This window comes from Thermobacillus sp., assembly GCF_003390775.1.
Lineage (GTDB): Bacteria > Bacillota > Bacilli > Paenibacillales > Paenibacillaceae > Thermobacillus > Thermobacillus xylanilyticus.
The window spans coordinates 1-23,574 of the sequence record NZ_QEWA01000048.1; the positions used below are offsets into that span (position 1 = coordinate 1).

Here is a 23,574-nt window from a genome sequence, read left to right on the forward strand (position 1 = left end):
GCCTTCGCCCATGTACGCGGGGCTCGGCTTCCTCTTTTCCCTCTTGCGAGGCCTTTTTGACGACGCGGCAGGATTCACTTGATGTTACGGCCTGACATGTTGCTCGCCCTGTCTCTGACAGGTACTTCCGTCGATGCGCTCCTACGCACGGATTTCGCCGTACGCAGGCATCCTGGCTACACGGGGACTTGGCCCCTCCCGTGGCCGGACTTTCACCGGCTAGAAGATACGTGCTTTCTGGGCACGCCGTACAGCAGAAAAGCGCTCCGTAACGGAGCGCTTTGCTTGCTTTTGTCAACTGAGATGCTTCGACACGATCTGATTGACCAGCTTGCCGTCAGCGCGGCCTTTCACCTTCGGCATCAGGGCTGCCATCACTTTGCCCATGTCGGCTTTGGAAGAAGCGCCGGTCTCCTGAATCGTCTGCTGTACGAGGGCTGTCACTTCTTCGTCCGTCAGCGGCTTGGGAAGGTATGCGCTGATGATCTCAATTTCGGCGGATGCCTGCTCCGCCAGATCGGTGCGGCCGGCTGTCTCGAAATCCTGGAGGGAATCCCTGCGCTGCTTGATCTCGCGGCTCAGGACATCGATCACTTCGCTGTCGTCAAGCGCCCGCTTGCGTTCGATCTCCTGGTTCTTGATCGCCGCGCGAACCATTCGCAGGACGGAAAGTTTGAATTTGTCCTGGCTTTTCATTGCCAGTTTCAAGTCTTCGTTCAACCGTTCAGCGAGGGTCATCGTGGGAAGATCCTCCTATTACTTTCTCTTGCGCGCAGCCTCGGACTTCTTCTTGCGTCTTACGCTCGGCTTCTCGTAGTGCTTGCGTTTCCGGATTTCGGCCAGAACGCCGTCCTTCGCAATGGAACGCTTGAAGCGGCGCAGCGCAGCGTCAATGGTTTCGTTCTTGCGAACTCTTGTCTCGGACACCCGTCTTCCCTCCCTCCGGAACGGACCGCAGCCGTACAGCAAACACGGTTATCAAATTTCATTATAGGGGATCGGAAAAGGCAGTGTCAACTTGCGTCAGGCTGTACGAGCGCTCCCAGTTTCCGTCCCGCGAGCAGGTGGACGTGCAGGTGATAGACGACTTGTCCGCCGTCCCGGTTCACGTTGTTCACGAGCCGGTAACCGGACTCGGCGACACCGAGATCGGCCGCGATTTTCCGCGCCGCGGCGAAAATCTTGGCGATGAGCGCTCCGTCTTCGTCCGTTACGTCGTTCATGGTCGCGATGTGCTTCTTCGGAATGATCAGCACATGGACCGGAGCGGCCGGCTGGATGTCGCGGAACGCCAGCACGTCGTCGTCTTCGTACACCTTCGTGGACGGCAGCGAACCCTCAACGATTTTGCAGAAAATGCAATCCGACATCAAGGCTTCCTCCCGTTTTCAAATGCCTCAAGGCGCGCGTCCGTGCCGAATGCCGGAACGTTGCGCCGCCGGCGGCATTTTTTTCTTCCATTGTAGCGTATAAGCCTCCCCCTCGTCCAATCGGCAGCCCGCCGGCGGGCAGCCGAAACGAATTCATCTCAAATTAATTAGACTATCAGTCTAAATTGAGATGGATTCCGCCACCCATCCGTCGTATAATAGACACAAAACCGTCACAAAATCACGTTGGGAAAGGCGGCTGACGGTCCGTGCGCGCCTCCACGCGAAAGAAGAAATACCTGGTCGCGGAGACGGCGTTCCGCCTGTTCCGCGAGCGCGGTTACGACAATGTGTCCGTCGACGACATCATCGCGGCGACCGGCACGTCCAAGGGCACGTTTTATCATTATTTCAAAAGCAAGGATGAACTGCTCGGCGAACTGCCGCAGCGCCAGCTCGCCGTCCTGGAACGATGGGCGAAGGAGCGGAGCCCGCTGCGGATCGGCTCGGTGGAATCGCATATGTTGCAGCTGTTTTTAGACCTCGGGTCGGTATTGGAGCCGGTGCCGCGCGTTGTGCTTCATCTGGCGGCGGTCAGCGCCGACCAGCCGTATCTCAGGCGGCTGCAAAGCCGGCTGCGGGCCGCTCTGCTGGAGGAGCTGATGCGCTGGCTCGGCGACCGGGACAAGGCGGCGTTTCTGCTGGCCGTCTATGACGGAACGGTCACGGCGTGGCTGAACGGCGAAGGCGCCAGCCTCGAGGAGTTGCTGCGCCGCCGGATGGCCGCCGCCTGGGCCGGCATCCGGCACATGCACGAGGCTGAAGATTGGACAATCGGCCGGGGAGCCGGCGCGAAGGAGGAACATCGAATGAAGATAGCCGTCATCGGCGGCGGCCTGGCGGGACTGACCGCAGCCGCCTATCTGTCGGAACAGCCCGGCATGGAAGGCGTACTGTTCGAGCGCAGCCCGCAGCTCGGCGGCCGCGCATTCACGTACGAGAAAGCGGGATTCACCCTCAATTACGGGGCTCATGCCATTTATGGCATTGACCGGCATACGCTGTCTGTGATCGAGCAGGAACTCGGACTTTCGTTCGGCAGCCGACAGGTCGACAAACGGCGCGTCATGTACGCGAAGAACGGCGAGATCACGACCGCGCCGCTCGACTTCGTCAATCTGATGAAGACGGATCTGCTGGATGCGAAAGGGAAAATGCGGTTCGCCGCCGAAGCGGCGGCGGTTATCGCCAACATCCACACCCTGAAAAATTATCCGACGCTCGGCGACTATCTGGCGGAATCCGGAGCCGATGACACGGTGAAGGAATTGTGGGAGCATCTCGTCTGCTCGAATTTCTTCATCGCGCCGGAGGACGCACGCAAGGTGCCCGGCCACGTCATCAGCGACTATTACCACAACCTGTTCCTGTCCCAGCGGCCGGTCAACTACATTCTTGGCAGCTGGGCCGTCATCACGAACCAGCTCAAGCTGAAAATCGAATCGTCCGGCCGATGGAACATCGCGCTTCAGGAAGGGGCGGAAAGCATCCGCTACGAGAACGGGCGCTATGTGATTGCGACGAAGAAGCGGGAAGATGTGTTCGACCGCGTCATTTTCGCCATGCCGGTCCAGCAGGTGGCCAAGCTGCTCAAGGGCACGCCGTGGGAACCGTTCCTCGCGCCGTATGAAAACAACCGTTCGACCGAGGTCATGGTGTACGACATCGGGCTCAGCCGGATCGTGGCGCGGCCGTTCAGCTACATCAGCGACCTCGACAGCAAAATGTTCATCACCGACGTCTCCGCCACGGATGACACACTGGTGCCGGAAGGGGGCCAGCTGCTGCAAGGCGTCGCCTATCTGGCGGACGACGCGTTCGAGAACGAGGAGCAGCGCAAAGCCTATCTGGATGAGCGTCTGGCCGGCATGGAGGCGCTGTTCGACCGGCATTATCCGGGCTGGCGCGAAGCCGTCGTCGTCAAGCGCGTCTCCAAGAAGGCGATGGTGCAGAGCGTCAAGCATACGGCGGACAACCGGATGCTGCCGGTGCGTCTCGAGAGCGTGCCGTTCTATTTCTGCGGCGACGGCTGCGAAGGCAAGGGCGAACTCGCCGAACGCGCCTTCTCCAGCGCGCGCAAGGCGGCCGAGCTGCTCGCGGCCGAACTGAAGCCGCTGGCCGCGGCAGCGCGGTGAAGTCGGTTTTTGCATCACATGGCCCCTCCCCAGAGATAGGAGGCCAATCTGGTGCAAATGTGCACTACATGATGCCTTTCCGGAATTTTGACGGCCAATCTGGTGCAGATGTGCACTACATGGCAGAAAGCGGGACCGCTCCCCATTCGGGGAGGATCCCGCTTTCCGTCTGTTTACGGTCTGCTTCGGTCGGTTTCGATCTGCCCGGTCGGTTTTTATTATCCATCTGCCCAGTCCTTCAGCGCCTGCGCGGCTTCGGCCGCGGCGTCGATCCAGCGTCCGCCCGCCGCCAGCTGCATGGCCGCCATGTCCGTCAGATCGTCCGGCACATGCACGCTGTCGGCGGACGAGGCCAAGCTGCCGAGCAGCGCCTTGAGTCCGTCCAGCTCCCGGAGTTCCGCTTCCGACAGCGGCTCCGTGTGCGCGCCGAGTTCGCGAAGCTTCGCGTATGCGGCTTGCAGCCCGGACAGCGCGGCTTCTTCGATCGCCTTCACTTGCGAGCCCGCGGGTTTGCCTGCCGCCGCCCCGATGAGCCGCGCGACCGCCGGGAGCCCCGCCGACAGATCGCCTTCCAGCTCCACCTTGATGCGAACGCGATCCGCTCCCTGCGCAAGCATAAGCTGGTCCAGCGTCCGGCTGGCGGAGGCGAGGGAAACGGCTGCCGCGGTCAGATCCCCGGCAAGCTGATGGCCTTCCGCTTCCCGCCGGTCGCGGCCGTCCTGCAGCACCAGCGTATACAGATAGACGTTGCCGATCAGGCTGAGCACGAGCAGCACGGACACAACCGGCGCGTACCAGCCGCGCCTGCCGGCCGTCTCGCGGTCGAGCTCGTCTCCATGCGTAGTCTTGTCGTCCATGATGATCACCCTTCAGCAGTGTACCACGGCGGCTAGAGCGTTTCCAGCCGGACGCGGCTGCCGCTGCCCGCGGGCTCCGCAGGCTCGACGATCAGCCGCCTCGGCAGCCGCGCCCTCAGCTCCGGCACGTGGCTGATCACGCCGACTGCCAGGTTGTCCGTATGCAGCCGCTCGAGCGCGGTGACGACCGTGTCCAGCAGCTCGGGGTCGAGCGTGCCGAACCCTTCGTCCAGGAAGAAAAACTGCAGCGGATGCTGGCCGCGCAGTTGAATCTGGCCGGACAGCGCCAACGCCAGCGCGAGCGACGCGAGGAACGTCTCACCGCCGGACAGCGTGCTGACCGGGCGGCGCACGCCGCCGTTCGCGTCGTCCCGGATGACGAAACCGCCGGCGGAATCCAGCTCGAGGGCGTACCGCCGCTTCGTCAGGAAGCCGAGGCGCTCCGAAGCGGCGCGGCACACCTGTTCGAGCTGCGCTTCCGCGACGAATTCGACGAACGCGTTGCCGCGAAACACGGATTGCAGCTTCGCATACCTTCCCGTAAGCTCCTCCAGTTCCCGCCGCCTGCTTTCCAGCTCCGCCCACCGGGCGGCCTTCCGTTCGAGCTCCTCCAGGTCGCGCTCGGCTTTGGCCGCGGCCGCGAGCGCTTCCTCGGCCCGCGCTTTCGCCGCCGCAAGCCGCTCTTCGCCCGCGCGCCAGTCCTCATCACTCACCGATCGGCCCTGCAGCACCTCGTCGATATGGGCGATCCCCGCTTCGATCTGGCGCATCGCCTCGCGGTGCGCCTCGATCTCCGCGGCGGCGGCCGCCTTGCGGGGCAGCGCTTCGAGCGCCGCTCTCGCTTCATCGGCATCGCGGAAGTCAGATGCCTCGAGCTGCTTCTGCAGCCGGCGTTCGGCTTCCTGCGCCCTTACGGCCGCGGATTGCGCCGCCTCCGCCGCCGAGGCGCGGCGTTCGGCCGCCTGCTGGAGCATCCTGGCCTCCGTCTCCCGCCGTTCCCGGCAATCGGCAAGGCGCGCGCGCAGCGCCTCCGCTTCCCGCCGGACTTCCTGCATCAGCTCCGCGGCGGGGCGGCCGCCCGTCCAGGCGGCCAGGCGGTTGCGCAAGTCTTCCAGCGCCCTGCTCCGGGCTTCGAGCCGTTCGCGCCACACCTCGCGCGCCAGCCGGGCTTCGTGCATGCCGCGCTCCGCTTCTTGCGCCAGCTTCTGCTGCTCTTCGACGAACGGCACGCTCCGCTCCAGCTTTTGGCGGATTTCCTGTGCTTCGCGGTCGCGCCGCTCCCATTCCCGGACGGCCTCGTCCGCGTCCTCCGGCTCGAGCGACGGGAACCGGCCGCGCCAGACATCGAGTTGCGCCTGGTGCGCTTCCGCCGCTTCGCGATGCCTTGAGGCGACGGCTTCGCAAGCCGCGGCGAACGCTTCCGCCTCGACGGCTGCGCGCGAATGGACGCGGTCGGCTTCCGCGAGCCCGCGCGCCAGCTCATCCGCTTCGCGGGCGATGGCGCGCCAATCCGCTTCGCACAGGCCGGCGAGACGGCGGGCTTCCTCCGCGCGGGCGGCCGCGGCATCGAGCGCGGACGCCGCCGCTGCGTCCGGATCGGCATCCGGCCCGGCCGCCGCGGCCGCTTCCCGCAGAGCGGCGTCTTCACCGGGGACTTCGCCGCCGCTATCTTCCGGCAGGGCGAACGTCCGCCCGGCGGCTTCGGCCGTCGTCCTCACCGTCTGGCCGGCCTGCTGCAGCAGCGCGTTCACCTTGAGCCGCAGACCGCCCAGCTCATCGGCGAGCCGCTCGCCCCGGCGGACGAACGCTTCCGCCGCGCGGGCATCCTCATCGGCAAGGCCCGGCTCCGGCACATGCGGGCGCGGATGGTCGAGCGCGCCGCACACCGGGCAGGGCTGCCCGTCCTTGAGGGTCTCGGCCAGCCGGGCCGCAAGCTGCCGGCGTTCCGCTTCGCGCACCCGCTCGCGCAGCGCGGCGGTCAGCGCGGGCAGCCGTTCCGCTTCCCGCCGGATCTCCGCTTCCAATCCGCTCACCCGGCGGAACGCGTCGGCTGCCCGGTCGAGCAGCGCCTCCGCCTGCCGCACCATCGCCGCGCGCCGGCCCTCCGCCTCCCGGGCCGCCTCCCGTGCCCGGGATAATGCCTGCTCCGCCTGGGCAAGCTCCCGCTCCGCCTCGGCACGGCGGGCGGCGGCGGCGCGGAGCTGCTCCGCCTGGGCGGCGGCCGCCATCCAGGAGCTGCGCTCCTCGGGCGTCAGTTCGACCGCCTTGAGCTGCTCCCGCAGTTCCTGCTGCCGGGCGGCCGCCCGCCGGAGCAGTCCGGCGGCCTTCGCCGCCTGCGCCTCGCAGGCCCGCATCCGCTCCTCGGCTTCCGCAAGCCGCCGCCGGCCTTCCTCCGCTTCCTCGGCGATGGCCGCCGCCTCGCGCTCCAGCGCTTCCGCCTGCGCGAGCTGTTCGAGGCGCGCCGCCATGCGCGGTTCCGCCTCGGCCGCCTCCCGTTCCGCTTCGGCCCAAGCGGCTTCCGCCGCCGCGGCGGCCTCCTTGCGGGCGGCGTGCTCGCGCTCGGCTTCCGCATGGCGGGCTTCGGCTTCCCGCCGTCCGCGCTGCGCCTCATCCGCCGCCTCCAGCGCGGGCCTGAGCCGCTCCGCCTGCTCCAGCCGGGCCAGCTCGGCTTCCAGCCGCGCGATCCGCGGCGCATCGGCCTGAAGCGCCTCCCGCCGCGAGGCAAGCGCCCGCCGCTCCTCCTCGCGCTCGCGCACCTGGCGCAGCGCGGCATGCGCTTCCTCGGCGGCGGCGAGCTCCGCGCGGGCGATGCCGGCGGCTTCCGCCGCCTGCCTGCGGGCTTCGGCGGCGGCTTCCCGCGCCGCTTCGGACGCGTCGCCGAGCCCCTGCTGCTCGGCGGCCGTCCGGGCCAGCTCCGCGCCCGTTTCCTGGGCGCGCCGGTTCAGCTTCAACAGCAGCTCGTCGCCGTACCGCTCGAGCGCGAACAGCCGCTGCAGCATCTGGCGCCGGTCTTTGCCCCCCAGCGACAGAAACTCCGCAAACTTGCCCTGGGGCAGCACGACCGCGCGGGTGAAATCGTCCATCGTCAGGCCGATCCGCTCCTCGACGCACCGGTTCACGTCGGCGAGCCTGTCCGCCAGCACCGCGTCGCCCTCCGGACGGACCTCGATGAACCGGCACAGATGGCAAGTGACGGATGCGCCTCCGGTCCGCTTGAAGCCGCGCTCGACTCTGTACCGCGTCGTCCCTTCCGCGCCCGTCAACTCGAACGTGAACGCGACCGAGAGCGTATTTTCCGCCTGGTTCAAAATGCCCTGCGTCCCCTTCGCGGCCCGCTCCACCTTGCCGTAGAGCGCCAGCGTCATCGCGTCCAGAATGGACGACTTGCCGCTGCCCGTCGGTCCGAAAATACCGAACACGCCGCCCTCGCAAAGCCGTTCGAAATCGACTTCCTGCTTCTCGCGATAGCTTTGCAGGCCGGCCAATGTCAGACGGATCGGCTTCAAGCCCCGTCACCCCCATACGCCGCATTCGCCGGACAAATGCCGGAAACGACCGTGTCCGTTGGCCTCGCATAAGACATCCGCCGTTCATGCGTCACGGTCATCCGACATCCCCTCCGTCATCGGCTGCCGCGGTCTGCACGGCCAATTCCGCACGGCCGGCAGCCGCATCACCGACGTCCTGTTCGGCCAGCAGTTCGAGGAACAGCCGGATCAAGGCTTCGTCCGGCTCGGCGCCGCCGGTCTTCTGCGCGTAGAACCGGCAGAACAGTTCATCCACCGGGAGCTGGTCGCGCTGCGCCGCCTCCGTCCCTCCCCGGCCTGCCTCTTCCGGAAAAACCGGCCGGATATGTACGATGCCGTCATGCGCCTTGCGCAGCCGGGCGATCTCCTCGGGCGCGATCAGATCGGCCGTATGGATCTCGAGATCGATCCAGGCGCGCGGATCCCGGCCTTCGTCGAGCCACCGCCAGACTTCCGCGAGCCCGCCCGCCGCCGTCCAGCGGACGAGCGGGCGGCCCGAAGACAGCAGCACTTCCTGCGGCTCGACCGGACGGCCGGGAACCGCCTCGAACAGCACGACCGATTTCGCCTGCCCCGCTTCCGAGAAGCTGTAGGCGAGCGGCGAACCGCAGTAGCGCACCGTCTCCCGGCCGGCTGCCCGCTGCGGCCGATGCAGATGGCCGAGCGCCGTGTACTGCGCCTCCGCGGGCAGCGCGGAAGGATCGACCGTATAGGCGCCGCCGACCTGGATCGGCCGCTCCGAATCGGACTCGACGCCCCCGAGCACGTACAGATGGCTCATCGCCAGATTGACCGCATCCGGCCGGAACGCGGAAGCCTGATCCGCCATCAGCCGGCCGACCCGCTCCGAATAGGCGCCGCGCAGCGCCTGTTCGTCCGCTTCCGCCGCAAGCAGCTCGTTCAGCCGCGACTCGGACGGATAGGGCAGCGCCGCGATGACAGCGGTCTCGCCGGTGCGCGGGACGCCGATCACCAGCGGTTCGGCGGCCGGCAGCCCGGCAAGATGGATGCCGCTCCGCACGGCGAGCGGGGCGCTGGCCGCGATCCGTTCGGGATGGTCGTGGTTGCCCGCAATGACCGCCACGGCCCGGCGCCCGCCGTCCGAGAGCCGCGTCAGCGCCTCGAAATAAAGCTGTTCCGCGGCGGCCGGAGGATTGACCGAGTCGTAGACATCGCCGGCGACGAGCACGAGATCGACCGCTTCCTCCTCCGCGATCGCGACCAATTCGTCGACGAACGCCTCCTGTTCCGGCAGGCGGCTCCTGCCTTCCAGCGATCGTCCGAAATGCCAGTCGCCCGTATGCAGCACGCGCATGCCGCTTCCTCCCTTCGTGGACATTCCGCATCCTAGACAATCCGCACCGCTTGTGCGGCGTCGAAGAAAAAGACATGCGCCTCGTCGACGTTCCGGCCGAGGATGATGCCGATCGATTCGGCGTACAGTTCAAGCTGGAACCGGTGGCGCTCCGCGGCGGCTTCGACATTGCCGTCCCAGATCCGGTCCGTTTTGTAATCGACCAGGACGAGACGACCCTCTTCGTCTTCGAACAGACAGTCGATGACGCCCTGGATGAGCACGGGCTCTTCCGCCGCCGGATTGCCCGCGAGATCCGGCCGGATGCGGCCGGCCGGCACGGTGCGGCTGAACGGCACTTCCCGCATCACGCGCCGGGCGGCGGCAAGCCGCCGTCCGAGCTCCCCTGCGAAAAACGCGGCGATCACCGCGCAATCTACCGCTTCGGCCTGCGCCGGCGTCAGCATCTGCCGCTCCACCATCGACCGGACGATGTCGCGCACGTGTTCCTCGCCGTGCGGACCGGCGGCCGGCATGTGCTGCATGATCAGGTGGGCGGCCGTGCCGCGCTCCGCCGGCGTCAGCGACCGCTCTTCCAGAAAGCGCGGCCGCCGCAGCCGGAATGCGGGCGGCTCTCCGCCGCCCGATGCCGGCCGCGGCAGGGCGGACGCCTGCTCCGCCCCTTCGTCCGCTTCGGCCGCCGCCAGCATCCGCTTCATCTCGGTGACGGATGTTTTCGCGGCGATGCCGGCCGCGGCCTCATGCGGATACCGCCAGGACAGGCGGCGCTCCACTTCTTCCGCGTGCGCGCCCGGCGACGGCAGTCTCTCGCCCGCCGACATCAGACGCAGTAATTCTCCGCGCTCATCCTCCGTCGCATCGGCCGCCTCGGCGGCGGCAGCGGCCTCCGCGACCAGGAGTTCCGCAGGCGTCACGCCGAACCGCCATCCGAGCGCGGCCGGCCCGCCCGCGGCCGCCGGCCCCGCTTCCGGCTCGGCCTGCCGGACGATCGGCGGCATCAGCCAGTCGAGATAGCAGCGCGCCGACGTCAGCGCGTGATCCGGCATGCTGCCGTCCTGACGAACCGTTCCCCGCCACCGCTCAAGTTCCGCCGCCGCGTCCTTCGCCGTGCCGAGAAGGATCATTTTTTCCTTCGGACGGGTCATGGCGACGTAGAGCACCCGCATTTCTTCCGCCAGCATCTCGGCCTTCAGCCGACGGCGGATGGCGAGCTGCGGCAGCGACGGAAAGCTGACGCGCAGGTCCGGGTCGACCATCCGCGGGCCGAATCCGAGCTCCTTGTGCATCAGGAAAGAGCCGTTCAGATCGGTGAAGTTGAACCTTTTGCCGAGTCCCGCGACGAAGACGACGGGAAACTCCAGCCCTTTGCTCGCGTGAATGGACATGATGCGCACGACGTCGTCCTGCTCGCCGAGCGTCTTGGCCGTCCCGAGATCCCCGCCCTGGTCGCGCAGCCGGTCGATGAAGCGCAGGAAGCGGAACAGGCCGCGGAACGAGGTCGCTTCATACTGCCGCGCGCGGTCAAGCAGCGCCTGCAGGTTCGCCTGCCGCTGCACGCCGCCGGGCAATCCGCCGGTCAGATCGTAATACCCGGTCTCGCGGTAGATCCGCCGGATCAGCTCGGTCAGCGACCCTTGCCGAGCCTCGCCGCGCCAGCGCTCCAGCCGCGCGAGGAACGCGTTCAGCTTGCGGCGTACGGCTTCGGGAGCCTCGGGATCGGCCGCGGCGCTCCGCACCGCGTCGAAGAACGGCCCCCGGCGCGCGATGATGCGCACGGCGGCCAGTTCCTCGGCATTCAGGCCGCCGATCGGCGAGCGCAGCACGCCGGCCAGCGGAATGTCCTGGTACGGGTTGTCGATGACCCGGAGCAGCGAAAGCACCGTCTCCACTTCCGTCTGCTCGAAGTAGCCGCCCTTCTGCTCGGCATACGCCGGAATGCCCGCCGCGGCCAGCTCGTCCGTCATCGCCTGCGCCCACGTTCCCGGCGCGCGCAGCAGAATCACGAAATCGCGCCACGCCGCCCGGCGATGGGCGCGCCGCTTCGCATCGTAGACGCGGAGCGGCGGGCGCCCGTCTTCGCCGGCGATCATCGCGCGGATGCGCGCGGCGATCCAGCGCGCTTCGAGCTGGGCCGTCTCCAGTTCGGCCGCTTCTTCAGCGGCGGCGCGCGCTTCCGCATCCTCCGCCGTCTCACCGACCGTTTCGCCCTCCGCGCCTTCGTCCTCCGCTCCGTCGGAAGCGGCGCCGCGGTCGAGCAGCACGCATTCGACGGTGAACCTGTCTTCTCCGTCAAGTCCCGGGTCGGCGTCCGGGTACGACGCGCCGTATTTCAGCTCGGCGCGTTCGTCGTAATCCATTTCCGCCGCGCGCTCGCGCATGATGCGGCGGAACACGTCGTTGACGCCGTCCACGACTTCCTTCCGGCTGCGGAAGTTGCGCGCAAGATCGATGCGCAGGCCGGGCGCCTCGCCCGCTGCTTCTCCCGCCGCGTACCGCCGGTATTTGTCCAGGAACAGCCCCGGCTCGGCCAGCCGGAACCGATAGATGCTCTGCTTCACATCGCCGACCATGAACCGGTTGCCGGCGCCCGGACGGGCGATCAGATCGATGATCGCTTCCTGAACCTGGTTCGTGTCCTGGTATTCGTCGAGCAGAATCTCTTCGAACTGCTCCCGGTAGTCGAGCGCGGCGGCGGACGGGATCGTCCGCTCGGGCGTCGAGGCGGGATCGCGCAAAATGCGCAGGCAGTAGTGCTCGAGATCGCCGAAATCGACCAGTCCCTTCGCCCGCTTCGCCGCTTCGTAGCGCCGTCCGAATTCGATGACGAGTTCGGCCAGCGCCTCCATGAGCGGAGCCGCGTCGTTCAGCTCGGCGGCGTATTCCGCCGGCGTCCGGCTGAACAGCTCGTCCGCAAGGCCGCCGACAATCTTCTTCGCGTCGTCGCGCAGCGCCTTGACCCGCTCCTGCAGCTCCTTGTTCACATCATCGCCGCGCTGCCGCTTGAGCTGCCCGAACTGCGCGGCGCGGAAAGCGCCGAACCATTCGGACATCGGCTTGTCCCGCACCGTATCGAGCAGCGCGCGCACCGCGTTCAGATCGTCCCGCAGCGTATCGGCGTAAGCTCCGGGACCGTCCGGCCGAAGGGCGCCGGCAAGCGCCTGATCGAGCAGCGACTCCGCCGCTTCCAGTTCGAGCAGCACGGCGCGCCCGATATCGCGTCCCCATGCGCTGTCCGCCAGATTGTCCGGGCTTGCGGCGCGGAACGCGGCAGCGGAGGCGCGCAGCCACGCTTCCGGCCACGGGTGGCTGAGCGCGAAATGGTACAGATCAAGCACAAGGCGCGCCAACGGCTCGTCGCTCCGGTCGCCGCCGAACGTCTCGGCCAGCCGCGCGAACAGCCCGTCCTCATCTCCGGCATACCGGTCCTCGAACAGATCCTGGAGCGTCTCGGCCTGCAGCAATTCAGCCTCGGTCTCGTTCGCGACCCGGAAGCCGGGATCCAGTCCGATCAGCGGATAGTACCGGCGGATGACGTCCAGACAGAACGAGTGGAGCGTCGTGATCGAAGCTCTGCCCATTAAGGCGAGCTGGCGGCGCAGATGGTCGGACCCGGGATTCCGCTCCAGCGCCTGCTCGAGCGCGATCCGGATCCGCTCCTTCATCTCCGCTGCCGCCGCGTTCGTGAACGTCGCGACCAGCAGCCGGTCGACATCGGTGTCGGAAGAAATTTTGCGGATGATGCGCTCGACGAGCACCGCCGTTTTGCCCGATCCGGCCGCCGCCGCGACCAGCACGTTCCGCCCGGATACCTCGATCGCCTGCAGCTGGTCTTCCGTCCAGGACGGTCCGGCCGGTGTTGCCGTCATGCCGCCCCCGGCCATCATCCTTCACCTCCGCTTTCCACAACGCCGTTCCCGCCGCCTCCGGCCAAACCGCCGCCCGCGGCGGCTCCGTCCGACACGGACGGACCGACCGGCGCTTTCTCGGCATCCGTTCCCTCGCGCAGCAAGTCCCATATCCGTTCCTTCGGAATCCGGGCGATGCGCTTGTACCCGTTGCCTTCGATCAGCGGGTCGAAATGGCACACCGGCTTGTACGGACAGAACGCGCACGGCGTCCGGTTCCCCTGCCGGTATGGCGCAATCGCGACTTCGCCGTCCAGTATGCGGCTGCCGATCCGTTCGATCGTCCGGCGGACGGCGCCGCGCAGCACGTTCCATTCCTCCCGCGTCACAACGGCCGAGTCGCTGTAGAATCCGCCGTCTTTCTTGAGCCCGGCCGGCACCAGATCCGAGCGTCCCGTCTCCAGCTCCCGGTCCATCATCCGGATGATCCGCTCATCCGCCGACAGCAATCCCCGCGTCTTGTAGCGCCGCAGCGTCTGCCGGCGCACCTCTTCGCCCGGCAGCGGAGCGTACGCGGAGATCAGCGGATCGTGCACGTGGAAATAGAGCACGCCCGCCGGATCGGCCGGCTTGCCGAGCCATGCCGGGGCATGGGTGAGCAGCGCGTCCATGTAGGTCAGCAGCTGCAGCGTAAGGCCGAAGACGACGTCTTCCAGGCGCAAGGCCTGCGCCGACGATTTGTAGTCGATGATGCGCAGCAGCAGTCCGTCCTCCGTCTCGGCCGCATCGACGCGGTCGATCCGGCCGATGACCTCGACGGACCGGCCGGATCCGGCCGGCAGCACGAGCGGCGGCAGCTTGCCGCCGGGGCCGAAGGCGATCTCCAGCCCGACCGGCGCGAACAGGCCGCGCCGCGCATGCTCGGCGAGCGCCGCCGCCGTCCGGGTGATCGTCTGCTTGAGCCTGCGCGCGATGAAGCCGTAGCGGCTGCTGCTCATGAGAATGCGGGATTGCAGGCGGGGTACCAGGCTGTCCACGATGTCGGAAACTGTCTTCGCAATTTCTTCCCGGGTCGCCTCGCCCAACCGCCCGCCGTATGTATCCGCCAGCCGGGAAAGCGCCGCGTGGAACAGCTGCCCCACATCCGGCGCCTCCAGCCGGTACAGCCGCCGTTCCTCCAGCTTCAATCCGTAGGCGGCGAAATGCTGGAACGGGCATGCCGTGAACCGCTCCATGCGCGATACGCTCGCCAGCAGCCGGTCGCCGTACAGGCGGAGCGCCGTCACGGGAAGAAGGGGAGGCGCTTCGTTCCGATAGCGGAGCGACGAGACGACCGCCGCCAGCCGATCCCGCCATTCCGGCCGTTCGGCAAACCAGTTGTAAATGTCGCGCCACAGATCCGGCAGCCAGCCGCTCTCCTTGAAGCGGCGGAGCTGGCCGACCAGCAGCGACAGCGCGCGGTCGGGCCGGCGGATATGGCGCAGATGCTCCTCCGCGCCGCCGTCCGCGTCCGGCTCGCCCGTTTCGGTCAGTACCGGAAGCTTCGGGAACAGCGTCCGGACCTGGCGGATCAATTCCGAAGGATACAGCGCCTTTCCTTCCTCGTCCGCCATGGCGCAGCTGATCCACAGCGTGCGTGAAGGCATGGTCAGCACGCCGTAGATCAGAAACCGCTCGTCCAGCAGCCTGCGGCGGGCGCCGGGCGCCATCCGGATGCCGCCGTCCTCGAGCCGCTCCCGCTCCCGCTCGGTCAGCACGCCGTCTTCGCGGGACCGCATCGGCAGCACGCCTTCGTTCGCGCCGAGCAGATAGCCGGCCAGCACGCCGCCCGTGCGCGACCTTTCCAGACTGCCGACCAGCACCTGGTCGACCGACGGCGGCACGCTGCCGAGCTGCAGGCTGTCCAGTCCCGTCTCGACCATGCCCGCGAACAGATCGGCCGGCATCCGCTCTTCGCCCGCGAGCTCGACCAGCTGATCCAGCAGGCTCATGACGCCGTCCCACAGCTGGCGATGCGCCCGCGACCGGAGCAATTCGCCGTTCTCCGCGTCCTCCAGGCTCCATGCTTCCAGCCGATCCGCCGCACCGACCGCATCGAGCAGATCATACAGCGCCGCGCACATCGCCCGGACATCCCGGGCGCGGGCGAGCGCCCGGCCGAACCGGTCGAGCGGGGCGACGATCCGTTCCCGGCATTGCAACAGCCGCCGGAACGCATCCGGATCTTCTTCTTCCGCATGGCCCGGTTCGTCCTCCAGCGGATCGCGCACCATCGGCCGCCAGCTTCCCGGATCCAGCCATCTGCGGCCGTCGATGCCCGCGGCGAGCACGTAGTTCTCCAGCCGGTCCAGATCGCTCCGGTCGACGCCGGAATCCGGACCCGTCAAGAGCTCCGTCTTGATGCACCGGATGACGGCGTCGTGCCGCCAGCCCCCGGTCACCGTCTCGAGCGCGGACCGGATGAACTCGACAAGCGGGTGATGCGGGATGACGGATTTCCGGTCGAGGAAAAACGGGATGCCGTAATCGGAGAACGTCTGCTCGATCAGATCGGCATAATCGGCCAAATTTCGCACCATGACCGCGATGTCGCGCCAGCGAAGCCCGTCCTCCTGCACGCGGCGCAGGATGTCCCGCGCGGCAGCGTCGACTTCGGCGCGCCGGTTCGCCGCGGCGCGGATTACAACCCCGCAGCGCGGATGCTCCGGATCAAACCAATCTTCCGGCACGGCCATCGGCGTCCGGCTGCCGTAATGGCGCTCCAGATGCGCGAGCATCGGGCTGTCGGCCCAGCGGGGGGCCGGTTCCGGCCGAAGCACGAACGGCGGCTCCACGGGCACGTCCGATCGTTCGGCAAGCTCCCGAAGCCGTATGTACGTCTCGGCCGTCGGCCGGAACAGATCGAGTTCGGACGGCTGTTCACCCGGTCCGTAAGGCCGGTCGAGGGTCAGGGTGACGGTCACGCTCCGCGCGCAGCGGATCATCGTCTCCAGCGCGGCGTATTCGGCCGGCGTAAAGCCATGGAAGCCGTCGACCCAGATTTCGGCCGCCGCGAGGCTGCTGGCGCCGAATCGCCGCGCAAGGTACGCAAGGCCGTCTTCGGCGTCCAGATATCGACCGGCAAGCGCGCTCTCCAGTTCGGCGTAGAGCAGCCGGATGTCGTGCAATTTCCTCTCGAGCAGCCCGTCCGGAGATGCCAGCGCGGCGTCCGCCGCCAGCGTTTCAAGGCTTTCCGGCGTCACGCCGTACCGCTTCATCTCGGTCAGCAGTTCGTTCAGCTTGTCGACAAAACCGCGCTGCCCCGCGCTGCCAGCGAACAGGCGCAAACGGTCGGCGTGGCGATGGAGCAATTTGAACAGCAGCATGTTCTTCCCGTTCTCGCCGATCGGGACGAGCGCCGTTCCTCCCGTCTCCTGCATGACGCGGAACGCCAGGCGGCGGAAGCTGAGCGCCTGCGCCCGCATCGTGCCGGGCACGCCGGGCGTTCCGAGAAGCGCATATTCGGTTGTGAACGTCGCCTGCTCGGGCACGAGCAGGATGAGCGGCGGTCCGTCGGGCGCTTCCGCCAGTCTGGCGCGCACTTCGTCCAGACAATGGCGCGTCTTGCCCGTTCCCGCGCGTCCGAGCACGAATCGCAGCTTCACGGCGATTCCCCCTGTCCATGATTCTCTTATTCTAGCATACCGGCCGGGGAAAATCACGAAGAAAACAAACGTTTGTTCGTGTTTTCCGTGCATGCCCGCGCGGGAATGAGCCACCCTAATGGAGGAAAATGTTGCGGAAGGAGGGCGGATGTTGCGCCGCACATTGTCCCATCGCATCCTGCTGCTGACCGTTGCCGCCGCAGCCCTGGTTTTCACGCCGGCTGCGGCAGGCACCGCCGACCCCGATGTGTTCAGCGCCGGCCGAAACGCCGCGGCATGGTCCGTGCACGCGCGTCTCCCGGATGCCCGCACACCGGCGGCCGGGCCGCTGATCGCCGCCCATCGCGGCGCTTCGAAATATGCGCCCGAGAACACGATGGCCGCCTTCCGCCTCGCCGAGACCATGGGCGCGAACTTCATCGAGCTGGATGTGCGGGCGACGCGGGACGGCCGGCTCATCGCGCTGCACGATGAAACCGTCGACCGGACAACGAACGGCAAGGGGCGGGCGGGTGAGCTGACCTTCGGCGAAATCCGCCGCCTGGATGCCGGCGGGTGGTTCTCCCCGGCCTTCAGGGGCGAGCGGATTCCGTCCCTGGAAGAAGTGCTGGACCGCTTCGGCGGCGGCATCGGCCTGATCCTCGAACTGAAGCAGCCGTCCGCCTATCCCGGCATTGAGCAGGCCTTGGCGCGGCTGTTGACCGAGCGCGGATTGGACCGGCCGGAGCGCGGACGGATCATCATTCAGTCGTTCGACACCGGCTCCCTGCGCCGGGTGCGCGAGCTGCTGCCGAACATGCCGATCGCCGTGCTGGTCCGCCCGCGCCAACGCGTCACGTCGCGCGACCTGGCCGAATACCGGAAATTCGCCGATGCCGTCCATCTGCCCGGCGCGTCGGCGCGCAAGCCGGTTATCCGCAGAATTCAATCCTGCGGCCTGTCCGTCATGGTCTGGAACATCCATGGCGAGCGGCAAGCCCGCCGGCTGCTGCGGTACGGCGTCGACGGCATCCTGACGGACGATCCTTTGCTGCTTGGCCGATGACGGTTCGCCGCCCGCGCGCATAAAAAAACGCCGCACGCCCCGGACCGAAATCCCGGACATGCGGCGGACCGCAGAAATCCCGACTTGTCTCCCGAGTCGTAACCATCCGATTTACCGCTCAAACCGGAACCATCCGAAATCGAACCGGCTCCCCGGCAGGAACACGAACGTCACATCCCGGACGCCCGCCACCGGCTCCAGCTCAAATACGCGCTCTTCATACCCGTTCGACTCCGTGAACTCGATCGCCCGGGCCTGCTCGCCGTCCGGACCGGCGAAGCGGATATGGATCGTGTTCCGGTCGATCGGCGAGCGTCCGCAGATGACGATCCTCGACGCGCCGGCCTCGCCGAAATCCATCCCGCCGAATACCAGCGAGACGTTGTTGCCGATCTCCTCGACCCTGCCGCCGGCCACTGTAAACGTGTCGCCGTAGATATGATCGCAGGAAGCCGCGTCGTTCCGCTCGAACGCCCGGTTCCTCCGCGCGAACGAGAAGCCTTTGATGTGCATTTTCGCGCGGGTGACAAAACTGATCGACGTGACGCCCTTCAGCACCTTCGACAGCTTGTACGTCTCTTCCTGATAGACATTCCAGCGCGACGGCTTCTGGTAAATGACGTCCGCCAGCCGTTCGGCCCCTTCCTCGCCGGGCATCCCTTCCCAGATTTGCAGCGAATACGGCTCGCTCGTCAGCGCGAAGATCGGAATCGTGATCGTGTCCGACCCGACAGGCCCGAAATCGATGCCGCGCCAGCAGACAACCGTTTCGCCGTCCCGCGCCGTCGCGACGCCGCGCTCGTTGCCGTTGCCGGCCTCGCCCGCCGCCTCATCGTACAGCCCGCCCGCGATGAAGCCGTACGGGTCCTTGTACGCCGGACCCAGGCCTTCGACCTCGAACTCGAGACTCGCGATCAGCCGGATCTTGTCCGTGCCGTTCCGGCTCATGCAGCGCAGGCGAAAGTTCCCGTCGCCGAGCGCCGTCACCTTCGCGACCAGCCCGTCCGCCTCGACTTTCGCGAGATTCGAGTCGATGCCGGCGTCGTTCACGACGCGCCATTCGACATCGCGGTACGACGCATTCTCCGGGTGCAGCCTCGCTTCCACGACGATCTCCCGCAGGGTCGGATCGAAACGCTGCCCCGCCGCGCTGACCAGCTCGATCTTGCGCACCGGCACCTCGTCTTCGCGTCCCGTCACGACCGGCAGCGGCCGGTTCGCCATACGCGCGGAGACGCCCTTCGGCGCGCCGCCCGCAGGCGCGACCGCTTCAAGCTCCAGCACCGCCGTCTCCAGTCCGGGGGACGAGACTTCGATCCGGACCGGTCCCGGTTCCGTGCCCGCCGCGATGATCGCCATCAGCTTGCCGCTGAACAGCCGGCGGCTCACACCCTTGTACGGGTCGTAATCCGTGCTGTCGCCGTTGTCCAGGCCGACGAGCCGGCCCGCGCCGGAAACGTCCACCCGCACGCGGTTCACGGCATTTTCGACGGGGTTGCCGTCCCCGTCCTCCATTCCGATCTCGACGAAAACAAGGTCCGTTCCGTCCGCCGCCAGCATCGGCTTGTCCGCCCGCAGCCGGATCCGCTTCGAGTCCCCGAACGAGCGCCGCACATCGGTCGCGATGACGTTGCCGTCCTCGTCATAGGCGATCGCCTCCAGCACGCCCGGTTCGTACGGCACTTTCCACCACCCGACGAGCTGCGTGCCATGCGCATGGTCGAGCTGCTGCACACCGAGCGACCGGCCGTTCAGCCGGAGCTCCACGCACGGCGCGTTCGTCGCGGCCCGCACATCGATCATCTGCCCCGGGCTGAAATCCCAGTAGGGGAACAGATGGACCACCGGACGCTTCCGCCGGTCCGTCCACGCGGCCTGATAGATATAGTAGGAGTCCTTCGGGAACGTCGCCGTATCGAGCTGCCCGAAATATGAATTCTTCGTATGATACGGCGTCGGCTCGCCGATGTAGTCGAAGCCGGTCCACAGAAACTGGCCGAGCGAGAACGGCGCGTCGCGCTCCGCGATAATGCACGCCTCCGCCGACTTCGCGCCCCAGCTCGTCGAGCTGTTGCCGAGGGCGGAGCATTGCTCGTCGTCGTCCGCGAGAATCGATGCTTCGAACGGGAAATGGTAGATGCCGCGGCTCGACACGACCGACGCCGTCTCGCTGCCGTAGATGACCCAGTCCGGATGCTCCTGATGGTGCTGATGGTAATATTTCTCCCCGTAGTTGTACCCGACGACCTCGATGAGATCGGCGCACTTCTGCGCGTTCGGCCACGGCATGTAGTTCGAGCCGATCGTCACCGGCGCGTTCCCCTTCGGATCGTGCTCGCGCACATAGCCGGTCAGCAGCCGGGTCAGCTCCCGGCCGCGCTCGCCGGCATGGGTGTCGTAGATCTCGTTGCCGATGCTCCACATGAGCAGGCTCGGATGGTTCCGGTCGCGCCGCACCCAGCTCCGCACATCCTTCGCCGCCCATTCCGGGAAAAACCGCGCGTAGTCGTACGGCGTCTTCGGCCGCTCCCACATGTCGAACGCCTCCGAGACGACGAAGAATCCCATCTCGTCCGCCATGTCCATCAGCTCCGGCGCCGGCATGTTGTGCGCGGTGCGGAGCGCGTTCACGCCCATTTCCTTGAGCAGCCCGAGCCTGCGCCGCAGCGCGACGGGGTTGAACGCCGCGCCGAGCGCCCCGAGATCGTGGTGTTCGCAGACGCCGTTCAGCTTCATTTTCCCGCCGTTCACGATCAGCCCCCGATCCGGGTCCATCACGACATGGCGGAAACCGATCCGCTGGACCACCCGCTCATACGGTTCGGCATCAAACGCCGCGTCCGCCGGCCGCAGTTCCGTCACGAGCGTGTACAGGTTCGGCTCGTCCGGGTGCCACAGCTTCGGATCTTCGACGATGAGCTCGTGCGACAGTACGGAACAGCCCGCCTCCGCGCGCCCGGACGTCTCCGCAACCACCCGTCCGCGATGCATGATCGCATGCGTCAGCACCGCTGCGTCAGCCAGCACAACCTCCGTGTCGATCCCGACCAGCCACCGCCCGTCCTCCTGCCGCCGCACCGACACATACACGCCGTCCGTCTCGATCCAGTTCGGCCCCCGCGTTTTCAACCAGACATTGCGGTAAATGCCGGCGCCCGAATACCAGCGGCTGTTCGGACTCTGATGGACGACTTTCACGACAATCTCGTTCTCGCCGTCCTCAAGCGCATCGGTGATCTCGTGCTCGAACGAGGAGTAGCCGTACTTCCATTCGCCGACCGCCGCGCCGTTCACGTAGACGGTGCTGTCCATATAGACGCCGTCAAAACAAATCAGCGCCCGCCGGCCGTCCTTCCTCCATCGGAACGTCTTGCGGTACCAGCCGATGCCGTTCTCGTACAGGTTCCGCGTGTCCCAGATCAGCCAGTCGTGGGGCAGGTCGACCGGCTCAAAGGCGAGCCCCTGCCAGCCTTCCCGATTCAGGCCGGTCTTCGCGAACGTCCAGCCGTCGTTGAACAATATCCGGGTATTCATGTCGACTCCTTTGCGCCTGCCATTTTTTCCAACAAGCCGATTATAGTCGAGCGCGCGCCGTTTCGATACCCGGAAAAACGGACAATCCCCCCGATCCGGCAAAGATTGTCTTTAATTCAGCCCCTTTTCTGTTCAATGTCCTCCCTGACTTTGCGGATGATCGCCATTTTGTTGTCCCAGCATGCCTGGCTCAGATCCACGGGGTATTCCGCCGGATTCAGCGTCCGCTTGTACTCGTCCCAGAGCAGTTCCAGATTGTCCGCCGCAAACCGTCGGATTTCATCGAGCGGCGGCAGCTCGTAGACCAGCTTCCCGTCTTCGAAAATGGTATGGTGCAGCTCCCGCGCCTCGAAATTCGTCACGAACTTCATGATGTGCGTATGGACGGGATGGAACATTTTCAGCCGTTCTTCGTCCTGCGGTTTTTCGTGCTCCAGCGCGATGTAGTCGCCTTCGGCCTTGCCGCTTCGCCGGTTGATGATGCGATACACTTTTTTCAGCCCGGGCGTCGTGATTTTTTCGGGGTTCGAGCTGATTTTGATCGTATCGGCCATCCGCCCGTTCTCGTCCTCGATCGCCACCATCTTGTAGACGGCACCCAGCGCGGGTTGGTCCCAGGCCGTGATTAGCCGCGTCCCGATTCCCCAGACATCGATTTTGGCGCCTTGGGCTTTCAGGTTCAGAATCGTATGCTCGTCCAGATCGTTCGAGGCGATGATCTTGGCGTTCGTGAATCCCGCTTCGTCCAGCATCTGTCTGGCTTTCTTCGACAGATAGGCCAGGTCGCCGCTGTCCAGCCGGATGCCGACGAAGTTGATGCGATCGCCGAATTCCCTGGCCACCCGGATCGCATTCGGCACGCCCGAGCGGAGCGTATCGTAAGTGTCGACCAGGAAGACGCAGTCCTTGTGGGTGCCGGCGTATTTCCGGAATGCCTCGTATTCGTCCCGGTAAGCCTGCACCATCGCGTGGGCGTGCGTGCCGACGATCGGAATGCCGAACATCTTGCCGGCCCGGACATTGGCGGTTCCGTCGAAACCTCCGATGATCGCCGCCCTTGCCCCCCACACCGCGGCATCCATTTCCTGCGCCCGTCTTGTGCCGAATTCCAATGCCGTGCCGCTGCCGATCATGTGCTTGATGCGGGAAGCTTTCGTCGCGATCAGCGTCTGGTAATTGACGATGTTCAATATCGCGGTCTCGATCAACTGGCATTGGATAAGGGGAGCTTCAATGCGCATCAGCGGTTCGCCCGCAAATGCGAGCTCCCCTTCCCGCATGGAGCGGATCGTGCCCGTAAACCGCAAGGTTCTCAGGAAATCCAGGTAGTCCTCGTTGTACCCTTCTTCCTCCAAATAGGCAAGGTCGGTGTCCGAGAAGCGGAACTGCTGCAGATACCGCACCACCCGCTCCAGTCCGGCGAAAATCGCGTACCCGTTGCCAAACGGCATCTTCCGGAAGAAAACTTCGAACACCGCCCTGCGGTTGTGTACATTGTCCGCCCAGTAAACTTCGCCCATGTTCAATTGGTAGCGGTCGGTATGAAGCGCCACGCTGTCGTCCCGATAGACCTGGTTCATGGTTCATTCTCCCTTACAAGACGGTAGCGCCGAGGGTGTTCCGGAAGTGGCGCAGCGCCCATTCGTGGCCTTGCGGATCAAAGCTTGCCACGGCGCCCTGATGCACGACGATTTTGAACCCTTTGTTGTAGGCGTCCACCGCCGTATGCAGCACGCAGATGTCCGTGCAGACGCCGACCAGATGCAGCTCTTCGATCCCCCTCGCGCGCAACACGATGTCGAGATCTGTTCCCGCAAAAGCGCTGTACCGCGTTTTGTCCATCCAGATCACGTTCGGCTTGTCCTTGTTCGCTTCATAGATGGCTTGCAAGGTCCCGTACAGTTCCCGGCCTTTCGTGCCCGCCAGATTGTGCGGCGGGAACAGTTTCGTCTCGGGATGGTACGGATCGTCCTTGTGGTGGATGTCGATCGCGAACACGACCAGATCCCCGGCGGCGATGAATTGGTTCGTCAGCTCCGCGATTCTGCCTTCGATCGCCCGGGCCGGTTCGCCGCAGGTCAGGGCGCCGTCCGCCGCGACGAAATCGTTCGTGTAATCGATGTGGATCAGCGCTTTTTTCATGCATCATGCCTCCCTTTAGACTTATCGTTCACAATCGGCTTACACCCATTTAAGCAATCGGCATGGAAATGTCAAGCAAGAAAAAAAGACTGCTCCCGGA

At 66.2% G+C, this 23,574-nt stretch carries 13 protein-coding genes; 2 read left to right on the forward strand and 11 right to left on the reverse strand.

From position 1 onward, the window contains the following. Nucleotides 1-294 precede the first annotated feature (294 nt). From C6W55_RS14055 to C6W55_RS14065, 3 genes are all read right to left on the reverse strand, one after another. A complete protein-coding gene (locus tag C6W55_RS14055; RefSeq protein ID WP_015255230.1) occupies nucleotides 295-738 on the reverse strand; it encodes a GatB/YqeY domain-containing protein in 444 nt (147 codons plus the stop codon). Between the two features lie 18 nt (nucleotides 739-756). After that, on the reverse strand, nucleotides 757-927 hold the full coding sequence (gene rpsU / locus C6W55_RS14060) for a 30S ribosomal protein S21 (protein ID WP_015255231.1): 171 nt from the start codon (nucleotides 925-927) through the stop codon (nucleotides 757-759). A gap of 86 nt (nucleotides 928-1,013) precedes the next feature. After that, the gene (locus tag C6W55_RS14065) at nucleotides 1,014-1,370 is read right to left on the reverse strand and encodes a histidine triad nucleotide-binding protein (RefSeq protein ID WP_286893314.1); all 357 of its coding nucleotides are present in this window, start codon (nucleotides 1,368-1,370) and stop codon (nucleotides 1,014-1,016) included. 269 nt (nucleotides 1,371-1,639) lie between these two features. On the opposite strand from C6W55_RS14065, the gene C6W55_RS14070 reads away from it, so the two are divergent. Then, nucleotides 1,640-3,565: an FAD-dependent oxidoreductase gene (locus C6W55_RS14070; RefSeq protein ID WP_286893315.1), complete on the forward strand. Its 1,926-nt coding sequence runs from the start codon at nucleotides 1,640-1,642 to the stop codon at nucleotides 3,563-3,565. Nucleotides 3,566-3,783: 218 nt separating this feature from the next. Here C6W55_RS14070 and C6W55_RS14075 read toward each other — a convergent pair whose 3' ends face one another. From C6W55_RS14075 to addB, 5 genes are all read right to left on the reverse strand, one after another. Next, on the reverse strand, nucleotides 3,784-4,422 hold the full coding sequence (locus C6W55_RS14075; RefSeq protein ID WP_286893318.1) for a hypothetical protein: 639 nt from the start codon (nucleotides 4,420-4,422) through the stop codon (nucleotides 3,784-3,786). A gap of 32 nt (nucleotides 4,423-4,454) precedes the next feature. Further along, complete coding sequence (locus tag C6W55_RS14080) at nucleotides 4,455-7,928, reverse strand: AAA family ATPase (RefSeq protein ID WP_015255235.1); 3,474 nt, start codon at nucleotides 7,926-7,928, stop codon at nucleotides 4,455-4,457. Between the two features lie 97 nt (nucleotides 7,929-8,025). Then, nucleotides 8,026-9,264 carry an exonuclease SbcCD subunit D gene (locus C6W55_RS14085; protein ID WP_015255237.1) on the reverse strand — a complete coding sequence of 413 codons (1,239 nt, stop codon included), beginning with the start codon at nucleotides 9,262-9,264 and terminating at the stop codon, nucleotides 8,026-8,028. A gap of 32 nt (nucleotides 9,265-9,296) precedes the next feature. Continuing rightward, on the reverse strand, nucleotides 9,297-13,148 hold the full coding sequence (gene addA, locus C6W55_RS14090) for a helicase-exonuclease AddAB subunit AddA (RefSeq protein ID WP_286893322.1): 3,852 nt from the start codon (nucleotides 13,146-13,148) through the stop codon (nucleotides 9,297-9,299). After that, nucleotides 13,145-16,753, reverse strand: a complete 3,609-nt coding sequence (addB, locus tag C6W55_RS14095) for a helicase-exonuclease AddAB subunit AddB (protein ID WP_286893325.1) — start codon at nucleotides 16,751-16,753, stop codon at nucleotides 13,145-13,147. The genes addA and addB overlap by 4 nt, the downstream gene beginning before the upstream one ends. A 151-nt stretch (nucleotides 16,754-16,904) precedes the next feature. Between addB and C6W55_RS14100 the strand changes: the two genes are divergently transcribed. Next, a complete protein-coding gene (locus C6W55_RS14100; RefSeq protein ID WP_286893328.1) occupies nucleotides 16,905-17,798 on the forward strand; it encodes a glycerophosphodiester phosphodiesterase in 894 nt (297 codons plus the stop codon). 111 nt (nucleotides 17,799-17,909) lie between these two features. On the opposite strand, the gene C6W55_RS14105 is transcribed toward C6W55_RS14100, so the two are convergent. The 3 genes from C6W55_RS14105 to C6W55_RS14115 form a co-directional block, all read right to left on the reverse strand. Continuing rightward, nucleotides 17,910-21,332, reverse strand: coding sequence for a glycoside hydrolase family 2 TIM barrel-domain containing protein (locus C6W55_RS14105; RefSeq protein ID WP_286893330.1), 3,423 nt, complete (start codon nucleotides 21,330-21,332; stop codon nucleotides 17,910-17,912). Between the two features lie 116 nt (nucleotides 21,333-21,448). Next, nucleotides 21,449-22,912, reverse strand: coding sequence for a nicotinate phosphoribosyltransferase (locus C6W55_RS14110; protein WP_286893332.1), 1,464 nt, complete (start codon nucleotides 22,910-22,912; stop codon nucleotides 21,449-21,451). 13 nt (nucleotides 22,913-22,925) lie between these two features. Further along, entirely contained in the window at nucleotides 22,926-23,474 is a 549-nt protein-coding gene (locus C6W55_RS14115) for a cysteine hydrolase family protein (protein WP_286893334.1), read from the reverse strand. Nucleotides 23,475-23,574: the final 100 nt, after the last annotated feature.